This window comes from Bacillus sp. V3B (assembly GCF_024494465.1).
Classification (GTDB): Bacteria; Bacillota; Bacilli; order Bacillales; family Cytobacillaceae; genus Bacillus_BD.
In genome coordinates, this window is the sequence record NZ_JAETXM010000001.1 from 57,911 (window position 1) to 74,626 (window position 16,716).

The following is a 16,716-nucleotide window of genomic DNA, read 5'->3' on the forward strand; positions in this document are numbered from 1 at the left end:
ATGTAAGGAAGTGAATGTTCGTGTCTTTTATTCACCTTCATGTATATAGTGCATATAGTTTATTGACTAGTACAGCATCGGTAGAAAAGTTAGTGATAGCTGCGAAGGAAAAAGGATATAAAGCACTGGCTATAACTGACCGTAACGTGATGTATGGGGCAGTTGATTTTTATAAAGAATGTATAAAACATTCAATAAAGCCAATTATTGGGGTAACGGTTGATGTACTCAGTGAAGAAGAAGAGAGGTCATTTCCGCTCGTTTTCTTGGCAAAGAATCAAAAGGGCTTTCAGAATTTGTTGAAGATTACAAGTAGTGTCCAAACAAAGTCAATGACAGGAATTCCAATCAAATGGTTGAAACATTATTCGGAAGGGTTATTTGCTTTAACGCCAGGGTTTGAAGGGGAAATTGAACAAGCATTAATGAATGAAGAAATGGAAAAGGCTAATAAGGTCATACGTCTTTATCAGCAATTATTTGGAGGTTCGTTTTATATTAGTCTACAAAATCATCATATTTCATCTCAAGAAGCATTAAATAACAAACTTTTTGGGTTAGCAAATAACCATCATATTAAGCTTGTTGCATCGAACCAAGTATTTTATTTGCATAAAGAAGACGCGTTTGCACATGAATGTTTTCTTGCGATAAAAAATGGTGATAAATTACAAAGTGAAGAGCGAGAACGACTTGAAAGTGACGAATACTATTTGAAAACACCAGAAGAAATGACGGAACTTTTTCCTCATATCCCTGATGCACTTGAAAATACGTTGAAGATTGCAGAAGCTTGTAACGTCACGATTGAACTTCATAAAACAAAGCTACCTAAATTTCCAACAGAAGAAGGGAAGACAGCGGAAATCTTACTAGAGGAAAAATGCTGGCAAGGTTTCTATGAAAGATATCCCACACACGATGAAACAATGAAAAATCGACTTCAATATGAACTAAGTATTATTAAGAAAATGCAATTTAGTGATTACTTTCTTATTGTTTGGGATTTTATGAGGTTTGCCAGAGAAGCAGGGATCTTAACGGGGCCGGGAAGGGGGTCGGCAGCTGGTTCATTAGTTGCATATACCCTCTATATTACGGATGTAGATCCGATCAAGCATCAGCTTATCTTTGAGCGTTTTTTGAATCCTGAACGGATCACCATGCCAGATATTGATATTGATTTTCCCGATCATAGGCGAGAAGAAGTGATTCAATATGTTGTAAATAAATATGGTCAGCTTCATGTTGCGCAAATTATTACATTTGGGACATTAGCTGCAAAAGCCGCTCTTCGTGATGTCGGTAGAGTGTTTGGTTTAAACACAATCGAATTAGACAGATTGTCAAGGACTATTCCAACAAAGCCTGGTATAACGCTTCAGGAGGCATATAGCGAATCTCGGTCTTTACAAGTATTTGTAAAAGAATCAGATCAAAAGCGACGTTTGTTTGAGACGGCTTTGAAACTAGAAGGTTTACCGAGGCATACTTCCACCCATGCTGCGGGAGTCGTGATTAGTGAACAACCACTAGTGGATGTCATTCCCATTCAACAAGGTCATGATCAAATTTATTTAACCCAATATTCAATGGAACATCTAGAAGAGTTAGGGTTGCTTAAAATTGACTTTCTAGGTTTAAGAAACCTTTCACTAATTGAGTCGATTTTGAAGTCTATATCTCGCAAAACTAGTCAAAAATTAAATATAAAAATGATTCCTATGGATGATGAAGCCACTTATCAATTGATTAGTCTTGGGCAAACAACAGGTGTTTTCCAATTGGAATCAGAAGGGATGCGCAGTGTATTAAGAAGGCTTCAACCGACTTGCTTTGAGGATATTGTAGCGGTAAACGCTCTTTACCGTCCAGGACCAATGGAAAATATACCTCATTTCATTGATCGTAAACATGGGTATGAAAAAGTAGTCTATCCGCATCCGCATTTACGTTCGATTCTTGAGAATACGTATGGAGTAATCGTTTACCAAGAACAAATCATCCAAATTGCTTCCGCAATGGCTGGTTTTACTCTTGGTGAAGCAGATTTATTAAGACGAGCCGTGAGTAAAAAGCAAAAAGAAGTGCTTGATCGCGAAAGGGAGCACTTTATTGCAGGAGCCGAACAGAAGGGCTATGAGAGAAAAACAGCGGATGACATTTATGATTTAATCGTTCGGTTTGCAAATTATGGATTTAATCGAAGCCATGCGGTTGCATACAGTTTTATAGCTTATCAACTAGCCTACTTAAAGGCGCATTATCCGATCCATTTTATGGCTGCTATCCTCACATCCGTTACGGGGAATGATGGGAAGATCGATCAATATATAAGAGAACTAAAGTTGATGAATATTTCAATCCTCCCACCTTCCATTAGTAAAAGTGGCTATTCTTTTCTTCCAGAGAAGGATGGAGTACGCTATAGCCTTGGTGCGATTAAGGGAGTTGGAGTAACTGCATTAAAAGAGATTTTTCGTGCTAGAAAAGAAAAAAGCTTTGTCGATTTATTTGACTTTTGTATTCGAGTTTCACCCAAAAATGTGAATCGTAAAACATTAGAAGCGCTTATTTATTCTGGAAGCTTTGATGAATTTGGTGAAGATCGAGCCGTTTTGTTAGCTAGTATGGATGTAGCACTTGATCATGCACAGCTAGTAAAACCAAATGATGGGCAACAAGGAGATTTATTTTCTGGTGTCGAATTTACTATCAGACCAAAATATTCGACTGCTGATCCAATGGAAGAGGAAGATAAGCTTCGTCTAGAAAAAGAAGTACTCGGTTTCTATTTATCCAATCATCCTGTGAGCGTATACGAAAAGTTTTTTTCGTCACTACATATTCAATCATTGTATGATCTCACGATTCAAAAGTCCTTTGGAAAAGCTGTGGTCTACATTGGTGAAGTAAAAAAGATTCGGACAAAGAAAGGTGAACAAATGGCTTTCTTAACGATCAGTGATCAAGGTGGAGAAATGGAGGCTGTTGTATTTCCTAATGTATATAAAAAAAACTCTTCTATTTTACAGCAAGGGAACGTCCTTGTTATAGAAGGGAAAATAGAAGAAAGACAAGGGAAAATACAGTTCATAATTAAATCAGTTCACCACATGGAAGAAGCAATTGGAAAAAACAATACGACAAAGTCAACACTTTTTATAAAAATTACAGCAGAGCAAGAAACAGTAGAAAAATTACAGACTGTAAAGGGGATATTGGAAAGGTATCCAGGAACCAATCAGGTGATCATTTATTACGAACATACACAAAAAAGTATACGTTTAGAGGAACTACGTGTTGACCCTAATAAACAATGTATAGATGAGTTGAAAAAGGTGGTTGGAAATGGACATGTATTTTTAAAATAACTGCCACTTTATTTCTTTACAAGTGATAATGATATGTTATATTGTTTAGAAGTAAAACGGTCAGGCCAGTAAAAACACTTAATCTATTGCGATTTTACCTTGAGATTACTTTTACAAATGAGAAAGTTAATCTCATCAAGAAGGGCATAAATAATTTGTGGATTTGAATCAAACTGAGGAGTGGAAGAGTTGACGTTAAGAGAAGAAGCATTGCATATGCACCGTGAAAACAAAGGTAAACTTGAATCAAAATCAAAAGTACAGGTTTTAAATGCAAAAGATCTAAGTTTAGCATACTCTCCAGGAGTGGCAGAACCTTGTAAAGAAATTTATGACAAGCCTGAAACCGTATATGAGTATACAATGAAAGGAAATATGGTGGCTGTTGTAACAGACGGAACAGCAGTATTAGGTCTTGGTAATATTGGGCCACAAGCGGCACTCCCGGTTATGGAAGGAAAAGCTGTTTTATTTAAAAGCTTTGCTGGTGTTGATGCATTTCCTATTTGCTTAAATACAACAAATGTTGAAAAAATTATTGAAACGGTTAAATTATTAGAGCCGACTTTCGGGGGTGTAAATCTTGAAGATATTGCTGCTCCACGTTGTTTTGAAATTGAAGAGAGATTAAAGAAAGAGACAAATATTCCTGTATTCCATGATGATCAACATGGTACAGCGATTGTAACAGTAGCAGGTTTATTAAATGCTTTAAAAATCGTTAATAAAAAGATGTCTGAAATAAAAGTGGTTGCTAACGGTGCAGGTGCGGCTGGAATAGCGATTATTAAACTTCTACACAGCTTTGGTGTTCGTGATATTATTATGTGCGATACGAAGGGCGCTATTTATGAAGGACGTCCGCTTGGGATGAATGAAGTTAAAAATGAGGTAGCTAAGTTTACAAATAGAGATAATCAATCCGGTAGCTTGGAAGAAGTAATCGTAGATGCAGATGTTTTTATTGGCGTATCAGCTGAAGGAGCTCTTTCAAGTGATATGGTGAAAAAAATGAGCAGGGATGCGATTATCTTTGCGATGGCGAATCCTAATCCTGAAATCTCACCTGATGTAGCAAAGGGTGCAGGTGCGGCTGTAGTGGGTACGGGTAGATCTGATTATCCTAATCAGGTTAACAATGTTCTTGCTTTTCCGGGGATTTTTCGAGGCGCTTTAGATGTTAGAGCAACTCATATTAATGAAAAGATGAAAGTTGCAGCTGTTAAGGCAATTGCTAGCCTTATTGCTGAAGCAGAACTTCATGCTGATTATGTTATTCCAGCTCCATTTGATCCGCGGGTTGCCCCTGAAGTAGCCGCTGCTGTTGCAAAAGCAGCTATGGAAACGGGAGTGGCACGAATCAATATGGATCCTGAAGAAATAAAAGAAAAAACACGAAATCTTGCCGTTATTGGAAAAAGTGAGTGATAACAATAGCGTGAAATCATCGCAAGTAGCTCCAAAGGTTTATATTGGGATCGTGAAAGAATTAAGAAATATGATTTCAGAAGATCATCTTAAACCGGGTGATAAATTACCCTCTGAACGTGAACTAACAGAGCGTCTTTCCGTAGGACGCTCTTCTGTTCGCGAGGCATTAAGGGGATTGTCGAACGAATGATGACAGATTATAACAAGGTTTATGATTGTGATGATATATAGTAAGTAGGATAAGGTTCCTATGAAATAGGTTAACTAATTTTTAGTGATCTAACCACTTGAGTTCATATACATATATGAATGTAATAAATAAGGGAGGTTTCACCTTGCTCAAAGAGATTTTTACTAAATCTAAGAAAAAATACGCAACCATCCCTTCAGAAAATGCGAGGCAGGATGTTCCGGAAGGGATTATGACGAAATGTCCAAAGTGTAAAAAAATCATGTATTCAAAAGAATTAATGAAAAATTTAAAGGTCTGCCTGCATTGTGGATATCATCATCCAATGAATTCACATGAACGAATTGAGTCGCTTTTAGACGAAGGTTCTTTTGAAGAATTAAATAGTGAGATGGTCTCAAAGAATCCATTGCAATTTCCGGATTATTTAGAAAAATTGGAAAAGGATAGAAAAAAAACAAATTTAAATGAAGCTGTCTTGACCGGTATCGGAACGGTAAATAATATGAAAGTGGTTATTGCTGTTATGGATTCAACTTTTCGAATGGGGAGTATGGGCTCAGTGGTGGGGGAAAAAATTACACAAGCTACTGAGAAAGCAGATGAGTTATCTGTTCCTTTTATTATTTTTACGGCTTCAGGTGGAGCTAGAATGCAAGAAGGCGTCTTGAGTTTAATGCAAATGGCGAAAACAAGCGTGGCCTTAAAGCGATTCAGTGATAATGGTGGATTGTTTATTTCTGTTATGACACACCCAACAACAGGTGGAGTTTCAGCGAGTTTTGCGTCGCTTGGAGATTATAATATTGCCGAGCCTGGAGCATTGATTGGTTTTGCTGGTAAGAGAGTCATTGAGCAGACGATTCGTGAAGAGTTACCAGAAGATTTTCAAACAGCGGAGTTTCAGTTAAAACATGGTCAATTAGATGCGGTCATTCCTCGACTACAATTAAAAGACCAATTGATAAATATTCTAGATATTCATCAGCCAAGGGAGGTGTAAGAATGGTAGGAGAATGGGAATTCGAAAAACCGATTTTGGAATTAAGACAGAAAATTAAAGATTTAAGGGAATTTACGAAAAGTACGGACGTGGATTTAACAACTGAAATTGAAAAGTTAGAATCACGACTGATTAAACTAGAAAAAGAAGTATACGAAAATATTAAACCGTGGGATCGAGTTCAAATTGCTCGCCACCCGAATAGACCTACTACTTTGGATTATATTTCTTTATTATTTACAGATTTCTTTGAATGTCACGGGGATCGTTCATTTGGGGATGATGAAGCAATTGTTGGGGGAATAGCGAAATTCCAAGGTGTACCTGTTACGGTTATTGGGCATCAACGAGGGAAAGATACGAAGGAAAATATTCGACGTAATTTCGGGATGCCTCATCCAGAAGGTTATCGTAAGGCACTTCGATTAATGAAACAGGCTGAAAAATTTAATCGTCCGATCATTTGCTTTATTGATACAAAGGGTGCCTTTCCTGGAAAGGCTGCTGAAGAACGTGGACAAAGTGAGGCAATTGCTCGCAATTTATTTGAAATGGGAGGCTTTACCGTTCCGATTATTTGTGTTGTGATTGGTGAAGGTGGTAGTGGTGGAGCGCTTGCGTTAGGAGTTGGGAACCATATGCATATGCTGGAAAACTCAACGTATTCGGTTATCTCTCCTGAAGGTGCTGCGTCAATTTTATGGAAAGATGCAAGTCTAGCCAAGCAGGCTGCAGAATCAATGAAAATTACCGCTCCTGATTTAACGGAATTAGGAATTATCGATCAGATGATTCCAGAGGTAAAGGGAGGCGCTCATAAAGACGTCAACGAGCAGGCAAAGGAAATAGAGAAAGTTCTACTGGAGTCATTGAACGAGCTTACTAAAATGAATAAAGAACAGTTAGTTGTTCACCGATACAATAAATATAAACAAATTGGCGAAATTTTGTTTTTAAAAGACTATATAGGGGTAAATTAAAAACGTACTTAAATGAGTGCGTTTTTTATTTTTAAAAGCTAAATGTATAATTGTGAATTTTTTTTGACAAGAAATCGCTTTCATTCATTAAATAATTCTGGCTTTTGGTAAGAATATATAGATTCAGTTGTTATAAAGGATTCTTCATGATATTTTAGAAATATTCCCGAGTTTTTAAATCATTGTAGTAACAATATAAGTTCCTATTTTTTACATAACTTCTCGTTAAAAGTGTGTAGGAGGAAAAGTATGAAAAAAATTGGTGTTTTAACAAGCGGTGGAGATGCACCTGGGATGAATGCTGCTGTCAGAGCGGTTGTTCGAAAAGCTATTTATCATAATGTTGAAGTGTATGGAATAATCGGTGGATATGCAGGTTTAATTAGTGGGAATATTGAAAAGCTTGAGCTAGGTTCTGTTGGTGATATTATTCATCGTGGTGGTACGGTTCTTTTTTCAGCAAGATGCGATGAATTTAAGACGAAAGAAGGCCAACTAAAGGGTGTTGAGCAATTAAAGAAAGCAGGCATCGATGGCTTAGTTGTTATTGGTGGAGATGGATCCTATCGAGGGGCAAAGGCTCTTACAGAGCATGGATTTCCTTGTGTTGGTGTACCTGGAACAATTGATAATGATATTGCTGGAACACAATTTACCATTGGTTTTGATACAGCTTTAAATACAGTAATTGATGCAATTGATAAAATAAGAGACACTGCGACATCTCATGAGCGGACGTTTGTGATTGAAGTAATGGGACGTAATGCAGGAGATATTGCTCTATGGGCCGGGCTTGCTGGTGGAGCAGAAACCATACTCATTCCTGAAGAAAATTATAATATGGAAGAAATCTGTAATCGATTAAAAAGAGGACAAGAACGAGGGAAGAAACATAGTATTATCGTCGTGGCTGAAGGAGTTGCAAGTGGTGTTGAATTAGGTAAGCGGATTAAAGAATTAACCGATTTCGATACTCGTGTCTCTGTGTTAGGACATATGCAACGGGGTGGTTCACCTACAGCGTTTGACCGCGTATTAGCAAGTCGTCTTGGTGCGCGTGCGGTCGAGTTGATAATGGCAGGACAAGGTGGAAGAGCTGTTGGTATTGAAAACAATCAAGTGGTTGACCGTGACATTGTTGACGTATTAGCTAAAGCTCATACAATTGATTTTAACCTTTTAAAATTATCAAAAGAACTCTCTATTTAAAAGAGATTCCATTAACCTAGGAGGTTTACATAAGATGAGAAAAACAAAAATTGTTTGTACAATAGGACCGGCAAGTGAAAGTATTGAAAAGCTTACACAGTTAATTGAGGCTGGTATGAATGTAGCTCGTTTGAATTTTTCACATGGGAATTTTGAAGAACATGGTGAAAGAATTCAAAACATACGGGAAGCTGCTAAAAAAACAGGAAAAAATATTGCGATTCTCCTTGATACAAAAGGACCGGAAATTCGAACTCATAATATGGTGAATGGAGTGGTTGAATTAACGGCAGGTAGTTCAAGTATTATTTCTATGGCTGAAGTAGAAGGGACTACAGAGAAGTTCTCTGTTACGTATGAAGGATTAATTGATGATGTAGAAATCGGTTCTAAAATCTTGCTTGATGATGGTTTAATTGGACTTGAAGTTGAGAAGTTAGATAAGTCGAATGGTGAAATTCATGTAAAAGTATTAAATAGTGGAACGTTGAAAAATAAAAAAGGTGTAAACGTACCTGGTGTATCGGTCAAATTACCTGGAATTACACAAAAAGATGCTGATGATATTGTATTCGGTATTGGACAAAATGTTGATTTCATTGCTGCCTCTTTCGTTCGTAGAGCCTCTGATGTTCTCGAAATTAGGAAATTACTCGAAGAAAATAATGCGACAGATATCCATATTATTCCTAAGATTGAAAATCAAGAAGGTGTCGACAACATCGATGAAATTCTTGAAGTATCTGATGGTTTAATGGTTGCTCGTGGTGATCTTGGCGTTGAGATTCCTGCTGAGGAAGTTCCTTTAGTACAAAAGAACTTAATCAGGAAATGTAATGCTTTCGGAAAACCGGTTATTACCGCTACGCAAATGCTTGATTCGATGCAAAGAAATCCACGTCCTACACGTGCTGAAGCAAGTGATGTGGCGAATGCCATTTTTGATGGAACAGATGCGATTATGCTTTCAGGTGAAACTGCTGCAGGTATCTATCCGGTAGAAGCTGTACAAACAATGAATAACATTGCTTCTCGTGCAGAATCAGCATTAGATCATAAAAAATTATTATCGACTCACAGTAAAGATAGTGAACATACGATTACAGATGCGATTGGACAATCTGTTGCTCACACAGCTTTGAATTTATCTGTCAATGCGATTATTACAGCAACTGAAAGTGGTCATACTGCTCGCATGATTTCTAAATATCGTCCTAAAGCACCAATTGTTGCTGTAACAGCAAATGATCATGTGTTGAGAAGACTTGCGTTAGTATGGGGCGTTTATTCTCAATTGGGACAGAAATCGATTTCAACTGATGATATGCTCGAAAATGCAGTTGACGAAAGCTTGAATAGCGGATTTGTTTCACACGGCGATTTAGTTGTCATTACAGCTGGTGTGCCTATAGGGGAAGCTGGAACGACAAACTTGATGAAAATCCATGTTGTTGGTGATATTTTGGCAAAAGCACAAGGGATTGGTCGCAAATCAGCGTATGGTAAAGTTGTGATTGCAGAAAATGCAAAGGAAGCTCTTGAGAAAGTAAAGGAAGGTTCAATTCTCGTTACAGTTGGTTCCGATAAAGAAATGGTACCAGCGATTGAAAAATGTAGTGCCCTTATTACAGAAGAAGGTGGCTTAACAAGTCACGCAGCAGTTGTAGGGTTAAATGTTGGAATTCCGGTACTAGTAGGGGTCAAGGATGCCACTACCCTATTAAAAGAAGGTCAAGAAATTACCGTAGATGCTCAAAGAGGCGTTATTTATAATGGACATGCAAGTGTGCTATAATGTAATGGAGGGAAGGAAGGGTTAGAACTCCTTCCTTTTTTCTTTCGTACACTAAATAGACGGAGTGATAGGATGCGAATTCTTCTTTTATTGTTCATTTTGATTCCGGCTGGAGAAATAGGCGTTCTTCTTCTATCTGGAAAAACAATTGGTATTTGGCCAACCATTTTGCTCCTTATTTTAACAGGAATACTTGGGTCGTATTTAGCAAAAAGTCAAGGTCTGAATACGATTCGAAAAGTTCAGGAACAGCTCCAATTTGGAAGATTGCCCGGGGATGAAATCCTTGATGGTGTTTGTATTCTTTTTGGAGGATTATTGCTACTATCACCGGGATTTATTACGGATATTGTTGGATTAATTTTACTACTCTCTCCAACAAGAGTTTTACTTAAACCAATGATTATCAAGTTGTTTCAAAATTGGATAAATAAAAATACGATTACTATTATTAGATAATAATTAGGCTTTAGTGTCTAGCTATTCAAGGTCTTACACTTATTGAGAAAAGGTCAGTCCTGTTATCGAAGGACTGACCTTTTTCATTCACTGATTAGTGGATTTCTTTTCCTTTTATAAAGGTCCATATATCACGAAATACATTTGCTTTATGCAGTGTTGTGAGGATAACGAGTGTAACAGGACCGATAATTAATCCTAAAAAACCGATTAATTTAAATCCAACAAATAAAGCAATTAAAGTGGCAAGAGGATCTAATCCGATACTAGATGAAAGAACTTTCGGTTCCATAATTTGACGCTGAACAATCACGATAATATAAAGCACGCCAAGCCCGATCGCTATATTGATATCCCCTGTGATTACTTCGTAAATAATCCAAGGAACAAAGATCAAACCTGTTCCAAGGTATGGAAGTATGTCGACCAATCCGGTTACTAGAGCGATGGTGATCGCATAATCCACACGTAAAATAAGTAAACCAATTAGTATAATAACCGTTGTAATAGAAATAAGCGTTAACTGGGCTTTGATGAAGCCGAACAATGCCTTTTTTAAATCAATAAGGACTGTTTGGCTACTTATTTTAGCTCGATTTGGAAGGAAACGACTACCCATTGAAGTTAAACGAGCCCAGTCCTTGCTAATGAAAAAAGTGGCGAGTAATGAGAAAATTAGAACGCTTGCTACATTAGGGAACCAAGAAATGATCGTTGGAATAAACCCAAAAAAATGTTGAATGAAATTACCTAATGTCGTACCAATCGTATTTCCTGCATTTTGAATATTACTCAGAATCGTATCTTGCTGGTCACTCCCTAAACTGTTAAAAAGACTAGTAAGTTGATTATATAATGGGATAATTTGCGAGGCAATTAAATGTTCGATATATTGGATCAATGTATCTAATTGTTCGGGCACAACCTTTGCTAAATAATCAGCTCCTGAGACAATTTCTGCTACAAGTAAAGTGATTACCCCGGCAAAAAAAGCAAAACCAAGGACTAAAGCAAGGATAACAGCGAGTGTTCGTGGCATCCTTCCTTTCTTTTGAAAAAAGTTCACAAGTGGATTCATTAAAAAGGCAATGGCTAGTCCGATTAAGAATGGATAGGTAACTTTCGAGATGTAAAACAATCCGATTAACGATAGGAGGATACCGCCGATCACAACTAGGAAACGGAAGGTTCGATTTATATAAACACTGTTCATGATCATTCACCTTTTTTCTAAAAATTTTATGGTTTTTGCATAGAATAGGCTAGAAGAGCGAGATACTAAGTTGACTCCTTAGTACGAACATAAAGGATTAAAGGATGGCTGTAAATATAAAAATAAAATTAATTCTGAAAATAGGTATAAATTAATTTTAAGAGTTAAGAAATAGCATATGGCTTTTTAGAGCTTAAAAGTTATGATAAAATAATATAGAATCAATTGAAGGGAGAATCCCCCCTTGATATCGCAAGCCACCTTCTTTTTAATACTTTTATTGGCGATTGCATTGATTGCCAAGAACCAATCACTGATCATTGCTGTTTTTGTTTTGATCATCATGAAACTTATCGGTTTTGATGCAAAGTCATTTTCTTATCTACAGTCCAAAGGAATTAATTGGGGTGTAACGATTATTACAATTGCCGTATTGGCCCCAATTGCAAGTGGTGAAATTGGATTTAAAGATTTATCCGCAGCTTTTAAATCCCCCTATGCTTGGATTGCACTTATATCCGGAATCGCTGTTGCTCTGTTAGCCAAAGGTGGAGTAACATTATTGGCAAAAGATCCACATATTACAACTGCCCTTGTTTTAGGAACAATCCTTGCTGTTTCACTTTTTAAAGGAGTAGCCGTAGGTCCTTTAATAGGTGCAGGAATAGCCTATTTAGTCATGAAAATACTTGAAATATTTTGAAAAAATTTCCAAAAAATAATTTTTCCGGAAATTTAAAGTTCTTTTCGTTCACAAAAGTCAGATAATTGTTTATAATAAGATTTATAGTATTATTTATTTTAGTTTTCTACTCGAGTTATTCTTAATCAATATTGTAAGCATTTTCTTTTTTGGTTTAAAATTGAACACTCGCTCAATCTGAAAATTTAATCTATTTAGTTTTAGACTGACAGCTTACAAGTATCCGTTTTTCTTAAGTAGGAGGTAATTATTTCCTCCTACACGAAAAATTCAGAAAATTCTTTCTGATAATTCATATTTTTTTGAATATATTTTTATAGATAAGGTTTGGGGAAATTTTAACTTGCAAGGGGAATTTATTTAAAAGGAGAGGGTTTTATATGACAGTTACACGTGGTCTTGAAGGGGTAGTTGCAACGTCTTCCTCAGTTAGTTCAATCATTGATGATACACTTACGTATGCGGGGTACAATATTGATGATTTAACAGTGAATGCTAGTTTTGAAGAAGTGATCTATCTTTTATGGCATAGAAAACTACCTACTACGTCACAATTAAATGAATTAAAAAAACAACTTGCTGAAAATGCCGAGCTTCCACAAGGAATTCTTGAGCATTTCAAAATGTACCCAATTGAAAAGGTGCATCCAATGGCTGCTCTTCGTACAGCTGTTTCGCAATTAGCTCTATACGATGAAGAAGCAGACTTAATGGATTTTGAAGCTAATGAGCAAAAAGCCATTCGTTTGCAAGCAAAAATGCCAGCGGTTGTCGCAGCTTTTTCTCGTATTCGCAAAGGCTTAGACCCTGTATCACCAAGAAAAGACTTAAGTTTTGCAGCTAATTTCTTATATATGATGTCAGGAGAAGAACCTGCAGCTATTGCAGAAGAGGCTATGAATAAAGCACTTATTCTACATGCGGATCATGAGTTAAATGCATCTACCTTTACAGCTCGTGTTTGTGTAGCAACATTATCCGATGTTTATTCTGGAGTTACAGCTGCGATTGGTGCCTTAAAAGGTCCTTTACATGGCGGGGCGAATGAAGCGGTAATGAAAATGCTCACAGAAATTGGGTCTCCAGAAAATGTTGAGGCATATGTCCGTGAAAAAATGGAGAATAAAGAAAAAATCATGGGGTTTGGACATCGGGTATATAGAAAAGGTGATCCACGTGCGAAACATTTGAAAGTAATGTCTGAGAAATTAAGCAATCTTACTGGGCAACCTCAATGGTATGAAATGTCTACTCAAATTGAAAAGATTGTGACGGGTGAAAAGGATTTACCACCAAATGTAGATTTTTATTCAGCCTCTATGTATCATAGCTTAGGGATTGATCATGATTTATTTACACCAATTTTTGCGGTTAGTCGTGTTTCAGGTTGGCTAGCACATATTCTTGAACAATATGAAAATAATCGTTTAATTCGTCCTCGTGCAGAGTATACTGGGCCTGGAATGCAAGTTTATGTACCAATAAAAGAACGCAGTAAATAAAAAAAAAGTACATAAAGGAAAAGTTCATTTTTTCTTTTATGTAAAATGGGTTAATATTAATAGTAAGGGGCTATGATAGAGGCTGAGTCATCAAATCCTATACCTGAACATCAGTCTCTACCAATTTAATTAATGCTCCATGTTTAAAAATGGAAGGAGATTCTCATTATGCAAGGTCAAAAAATCACAGTCACAAACGGAGTTTTAAATGTACCAAACAATCCAATCGTACCATTTATCGAAGGGGACGGAATCGGTCCTGATATTTGGGCATCTGCATCAAGAGTATTAGATGCTGCTGTTGAGAAAGCTTATAATGGTGAGCGCAAGATCGTCTGGACAGAGGTTCTTGCCGGGGAAAAAGCATATAATGCAACTGGCGAGTGGCTTCCTAAAGAAACATTGGAAGTAATTAATGAATATTTACTTGCTATTAAAGGTCCATTAACAACTCCTGTTGGTGGAGGGATTCGTTCATTAAATGTGGCGCTTCGCCAAGAATTAGATCTTTATGTGTGCTTACGTCCTGTACGTTGGTTTGAAGGTGTTCCTTCACCAGTTAAACGTCCACAAGATACTGACATGGCTATTTTCCGTGAGAATACAGAGGATATCTATGCTGGAATTGAGTATGCAGAGGGTTCTGACGAAGTAAAGAAATTAATTAGTTACTTACAAAGTGAATTTGGAGTAGACAAGATTCGTTTCCCTGAAACATCTGGAATTGGAATTAAGCCAGTATCACAAGAGGGATCAAGTCGTTTAGTTCGTGCTGCTATTGAATATGCTCTTAAAGAGGGTAGAAAATCAGTAACGCTTGTACATAAAGGCAATATTATGAAGTTTACTGAAGGAGCATTTAAAAATTGGGGCTATGAAGTAGCTGAAAAAGAATACGGCGATAAAGTATTTACATGGGCTCAATATGATCGAATTAAAGAAGAAAAAGGCGTAGATGCTGCAAACAAAGCACAAGAAGAAGCAGAAGCAGCAGGGAAAATCATTGTGAAAGATTCTATTGCAGATATTTTCTTACAGCAAATTCTAACACGTCCTAGTGAGTTCGATGTTGTAGCAACAATGAATTTGAATGGAGACTTTGTTTCTGATGCACTTGCTGCACAGGTGGGTGGTATCGGAATTGCTCCAGGTGCCAACATTAACTATGTATCTGGACATGCGATTTTTGAGGCTACACACGGTACGGCTCCGAAATATGCAGGTTTGGATAAGGTGAATCCATCATCTGTTATTCTTTCAGGAGTGTTACTGCTTGAACATATTGGTTGGAATGAAGCAGCTAAAATGATTGTAAAGTCAGTCGAAGAAACCATTGCATCTAAAGTGGTTACGTATGACTTTGCCCGCTTAATGGATGGAGCAACAGAAGTGAAATGTTCTGAATTCGGGGATGAACTAATTAAGAACATGAAGTAATCTTAAAAGCGGAAGCGCCTTTGGAACAAGGCAAACTTGTTCTTGTAAAGTATAATGCTTACCTCCGACAAGCATGAGACGAGCAGGCAAGAAGGTTGTTCTTTAACCTCCTTGTTGGATTGGCTTATGATCTTGAGGGGGGAGGCTGCTTAAGCTAGATAAAATAAACGTGCAAGCGCCTTGATCACCCCTGACAAGCACATAACGGGTCTCTCGAAAAAGGTACTCTATGCCTTCACCTTGAGGGGCTAAGCAATGGAGCTTGATAATTAATATAGATGAAATACGAGCATGGGGATGTTTGTTATCATAGCTAATTATGTCTACGCATATGGCTATTTATAATAAATTAAAGGGGAGAGATGAGACATGGCTTTGACACGCAAAAAAATATCTATTATTGGTAGTGGGTTTACAGGAGCAACTACTGCACTATTTGTTGCACAAAAAGAATTAGGGGATGTAGTGCTAGTTGATATTCCGCAAATGGAAAATCCAACTAAAGGTAAGGCTTTAGACATGCTAGAAGCAAGTCCTGTTCAAGGCTTTGATTCTACTATTATTGGTACATCAAACTATGAAGATACCAAAGATTCTGATGTTGTGATTATAACTGCAGGTATTGCACGTAAACCAGGGATGAGTAGAGATGATTTGGTTCAAACAAACCAAAAAGTCATGAAGGCTGTTACAAAAGAAGTTGTAAAATATTCTCCTAATAGTTATATTATTGTGTTGACAAATCCAGTGGATGCTATGACATATACAGTATTCCAAGAGTCTGGCTTTCCCAAAAATCGTGTAATTGGTCAATCAGGGGTACTTGATTCAGCTCGTTTCCGTACGTTTGTTGCTCAAGAATTAAACCTATCCGTTAAAGATGTGACGGGATTTGTGTTAGGAGGACATGGGGATGATATGGTTCCGCTTGTTCGATACTCCTATGCTGGTGGAATCCCATTAGAAACATTGATCCCTCAAGACCGTCTCGATGAGATTGTTGAACGTACACGTAAAGGTGGTGGAGAGATCGTTAGTTTACTTGGTAATGGAAGTGCTTATTATGCACCTGCAGCATCCATTACTGAAATGACTGAAGCGATCCTTAAGGACCAACGTCGTGTTCTTCCAGCTATTGCCTATCTTGAAGGTGAGTTTGGATATAACGGAATTTATTTAGGTGTTCCAACCATTATTGGTGGCGATGGAATTGAGAAAGTTATTCAACTTCAATTAACAGATGCAGAAAAAGCAGCGCTTGATCGTTCAGCTGAATCTGTGAAAAATGTAATGGCTGTCTTAGCCTAATAAGCAAATTTGAAAAGAGCTATGTAATGTACATAGCTCTTTTTTATGTGTATATTATTATTAAGGGTACATTGGAAAAGGGGTTTTTTAATCGTATTCTATATAAATGGAG

General features: G+C 37.2%; 12 protein-coding genes and 1 pseudogene. 12 read left to right on the forward strand and 1 reads right to left on the reverse strand.

What is annotated here, in order from left to right; all coding sequences use genetic code 11:
* Positions 1-20 precede the first annotated feature (20 nt).
* The 8 genes and pseudogenes from dnaE (at position 21) to JMM81_RS00370 (ending at position 10,441) form a co-directional block, all read left to right on the forward strand.
* Positions 21-3,374 carry a DNA polymerase III subunit alpha gene (gene dnaE, locus JMM81_RS00335; RefSeq protein ID WP_256239521.1) on the forward strand — a complete coding sequence of 1,118 codons (3,354 nt, stop codon included), beginning with the start codon at positions 21-23 and terminating at the stop codon, positions 3,372-3,374.
* Positions 3,375-3,563: 189 nt separating this feature from the next.
* Complete coding sequence (ystJ, locus tag JMM81_RS00340) at positions 3,564-4,802, forward strand: NADP-dependent malic enzyme (protein WP_256239522.1); 1,239 nt, start codon at positions 3,564-3,566, stop codon at positions 4,800-4,802.
* A 10-nt stretch (positions 4,803-4,812) separates the two neighbouring features.
* Positions 4,813-4,983: pseudogene (locus JMM81_RS00345) on the forward strand (FadR/GntR family transcriptional regulator); the annotation flags it as partial.
* Between the two features lie 157 nt (positions 4,984-5,140).
* Positions 5,141-5,998, forward strand: coding sequence for an acetyl-CoA carboxylase, carboxyltransferase subunit beta (gene accD / locus JMM81_RS00350; protein ID WP_256239523.1), 858 nt, complete (start codon positions 5,141-5,143; stop codon positions 5,996-5,998).
* Positions 5,999-6,000: 2 nt separating this feature from the next.
* Positions 6,001-6,978: an acetyl-CoA carboxylase carboxyl transferase subunit alpha gene (gene accA, locus JMM81_RS00355; RefSeq protein ID WP_256239524.1), complete on the forward strand. Its 978-nt coding sequence runs from the start codon at positions 6,001-6,003 to the stop codon at positions 6,976-6,978.
* 249 nt (positions 6,979-7,227) lie between these two features.
* The gene (pfkA, locus tag JMM81_RS00360; RefSeq protein WP_256239525.1) at positions 7,228-8,187 is read left to right on the forward strand and encodes a 6-phosphofructokinase; all 960 of its coding nucleotides are present in this window, start codon (positions 7,228-7,230) and stop codon (positions 8,185-8,187) included.
* A gap of 34 nt (positions 8,188-8,221) precedes the next feature.
* Positions 8,222-9,982, forward strand: coding sequence for a pyruvate kinase (gene pyk, locus JMM81_RS00365; protein WP_256239526.1), 1,761 nt, complete (start codon positions 8,222-8,224; stop codon positions 9,980-9,982).
* A gap of 72 nt (positions 9,983-10,054) precedes the next feature.
* A complete protein-coding gene (locus JMM81_RS00370) occupies positions 10,055-10,441 on the forward strand; it encodes an FxsA family protein (RefSeq protein ID WP_256239527.1) in 387 nt (128 codons plus the stop codon).
* Between the two features lie 94 nt (positions 10,442-10,535).
* On the opposite strand, the gene ytvI is transcribed toward JMM81_RS00370, so the two are convergent.
* Positions 10,536-11,654, reverse strand: a complete 1,119-nt coding sequence (gene ytvI, locus JMM81_RS00375) for a sporulation integral membrane protein YtvI (RefSeq protein ID WP_256239528.1) — start codon at positions 11,652-11,654, stop codon at positions 10,536-10,538.
* A gap of 244 nt (positions 11,655-11,898) precedes the next feature.
* Between ytvI and JMM81_RS00380 the strand changes: the two genes are divergently transcribed.
* The 4 genes from JMM81_RS00380 to mdh all read left to right on the forward strand — a co-directional run bounded on the left by JMM81_RS00380 (position 11,899) and on the right by mdh (position 16,604).
* Positions 11,899-12,357 (forward strand): DUF441 domain-containing protein, encoded by a 459-nt coding sequence (locus tag JMM81_RS00380; RefSeq protein ID WP_256239529.1) that lies wholly within the window; start codon positions 11,899-11,901, stop codon positions 12,355-12,357.
* A gap of 380 nt (positions 12,358-12,737) precedes the next feature.
* Positions 12,738-13,859: a citrate synthase gene (gene citZ, locus JMM81_RS00385; RefSeq protein WP_256239530.1), complete on the forward strand. Its 1,122-nt coding sequence runs from the start codon at positions 12,738-12,740 to the stop codon at positions 13,857-13,859.
* A 165-nt stretch (positions 13,860-14,024) separates the two neighbouring features.
* Complete coding sequence (gene icd / locus JMM81_RS00390) at positions 14,025-15,296, forward strand: NADP-dependent isocitrate dehydrogenase (RefSeq protein ID WP_256240277.1); 1,272 nt, start codon at positions 14,025-14,027, stop codon at positions 15,294-15,296.
* A 369-nt stretch (positions 15,297-15,665) separates the two neighbouring features.
* Complete coding sequence (gene mdh / locus JMM81_RS00395; RefSeq protein WP_256239531.1) at positions 15,666-16,604, forward strand: malate dehydrogenase; 939 nt, start codon at positions 15,666-15,668, stop codon at positions 16,602-16,604.
* Positions 16,605-16,716 lie beyond the last annotated feature (112 nt).

Coding starts and splice junctions, on each gene's coding strand:
- accA (WP_256239524.1), top strand. CDS start 6,001: ATGGTAGGAGAATGGGAATTCGAAAAACCGATTTTGGAATTAAGACAG.
- pfkA (WP_256239525.1), top strand. CDS start 7,228: ATGAAAAAAATTGGTGTTTTAACAAGCGGTGGAGATGCACCTGGGATG.
- pyk (WP_256239526.1), top strand. CDS start 8,222: ATGAGAAAAACAAAAATTGTTTGTACAATAGGACCGGCAAGTGAAAGT.
- JMM81_RS00370 (WP_256239527.1), top strand. CDS start 10,055: ATGCGAATTCTTCTTTTATTGTTCATTTTGATTCCGGCTGGAGAAATA.
- ytvI (WP_256239528.1), bottom strand. CDS start 11,654: ATGAACAGTGTTTATATAAATCGAACCTTCCGTTTCCTAGTTGTGATC.
- citZ (WP_256239530.1), top strand. CDS start 12,738: ATGACAGTTACACGTGGTCTTGAAGGGGTAGTTGCAACGTCTTCCTCA.
- mdh (WP_256239531.1), top strand. CDS start 15,666: ATGGCTTTGACACGCAAAAAAATATCTATTATTGGTAGTGGGTTTACA.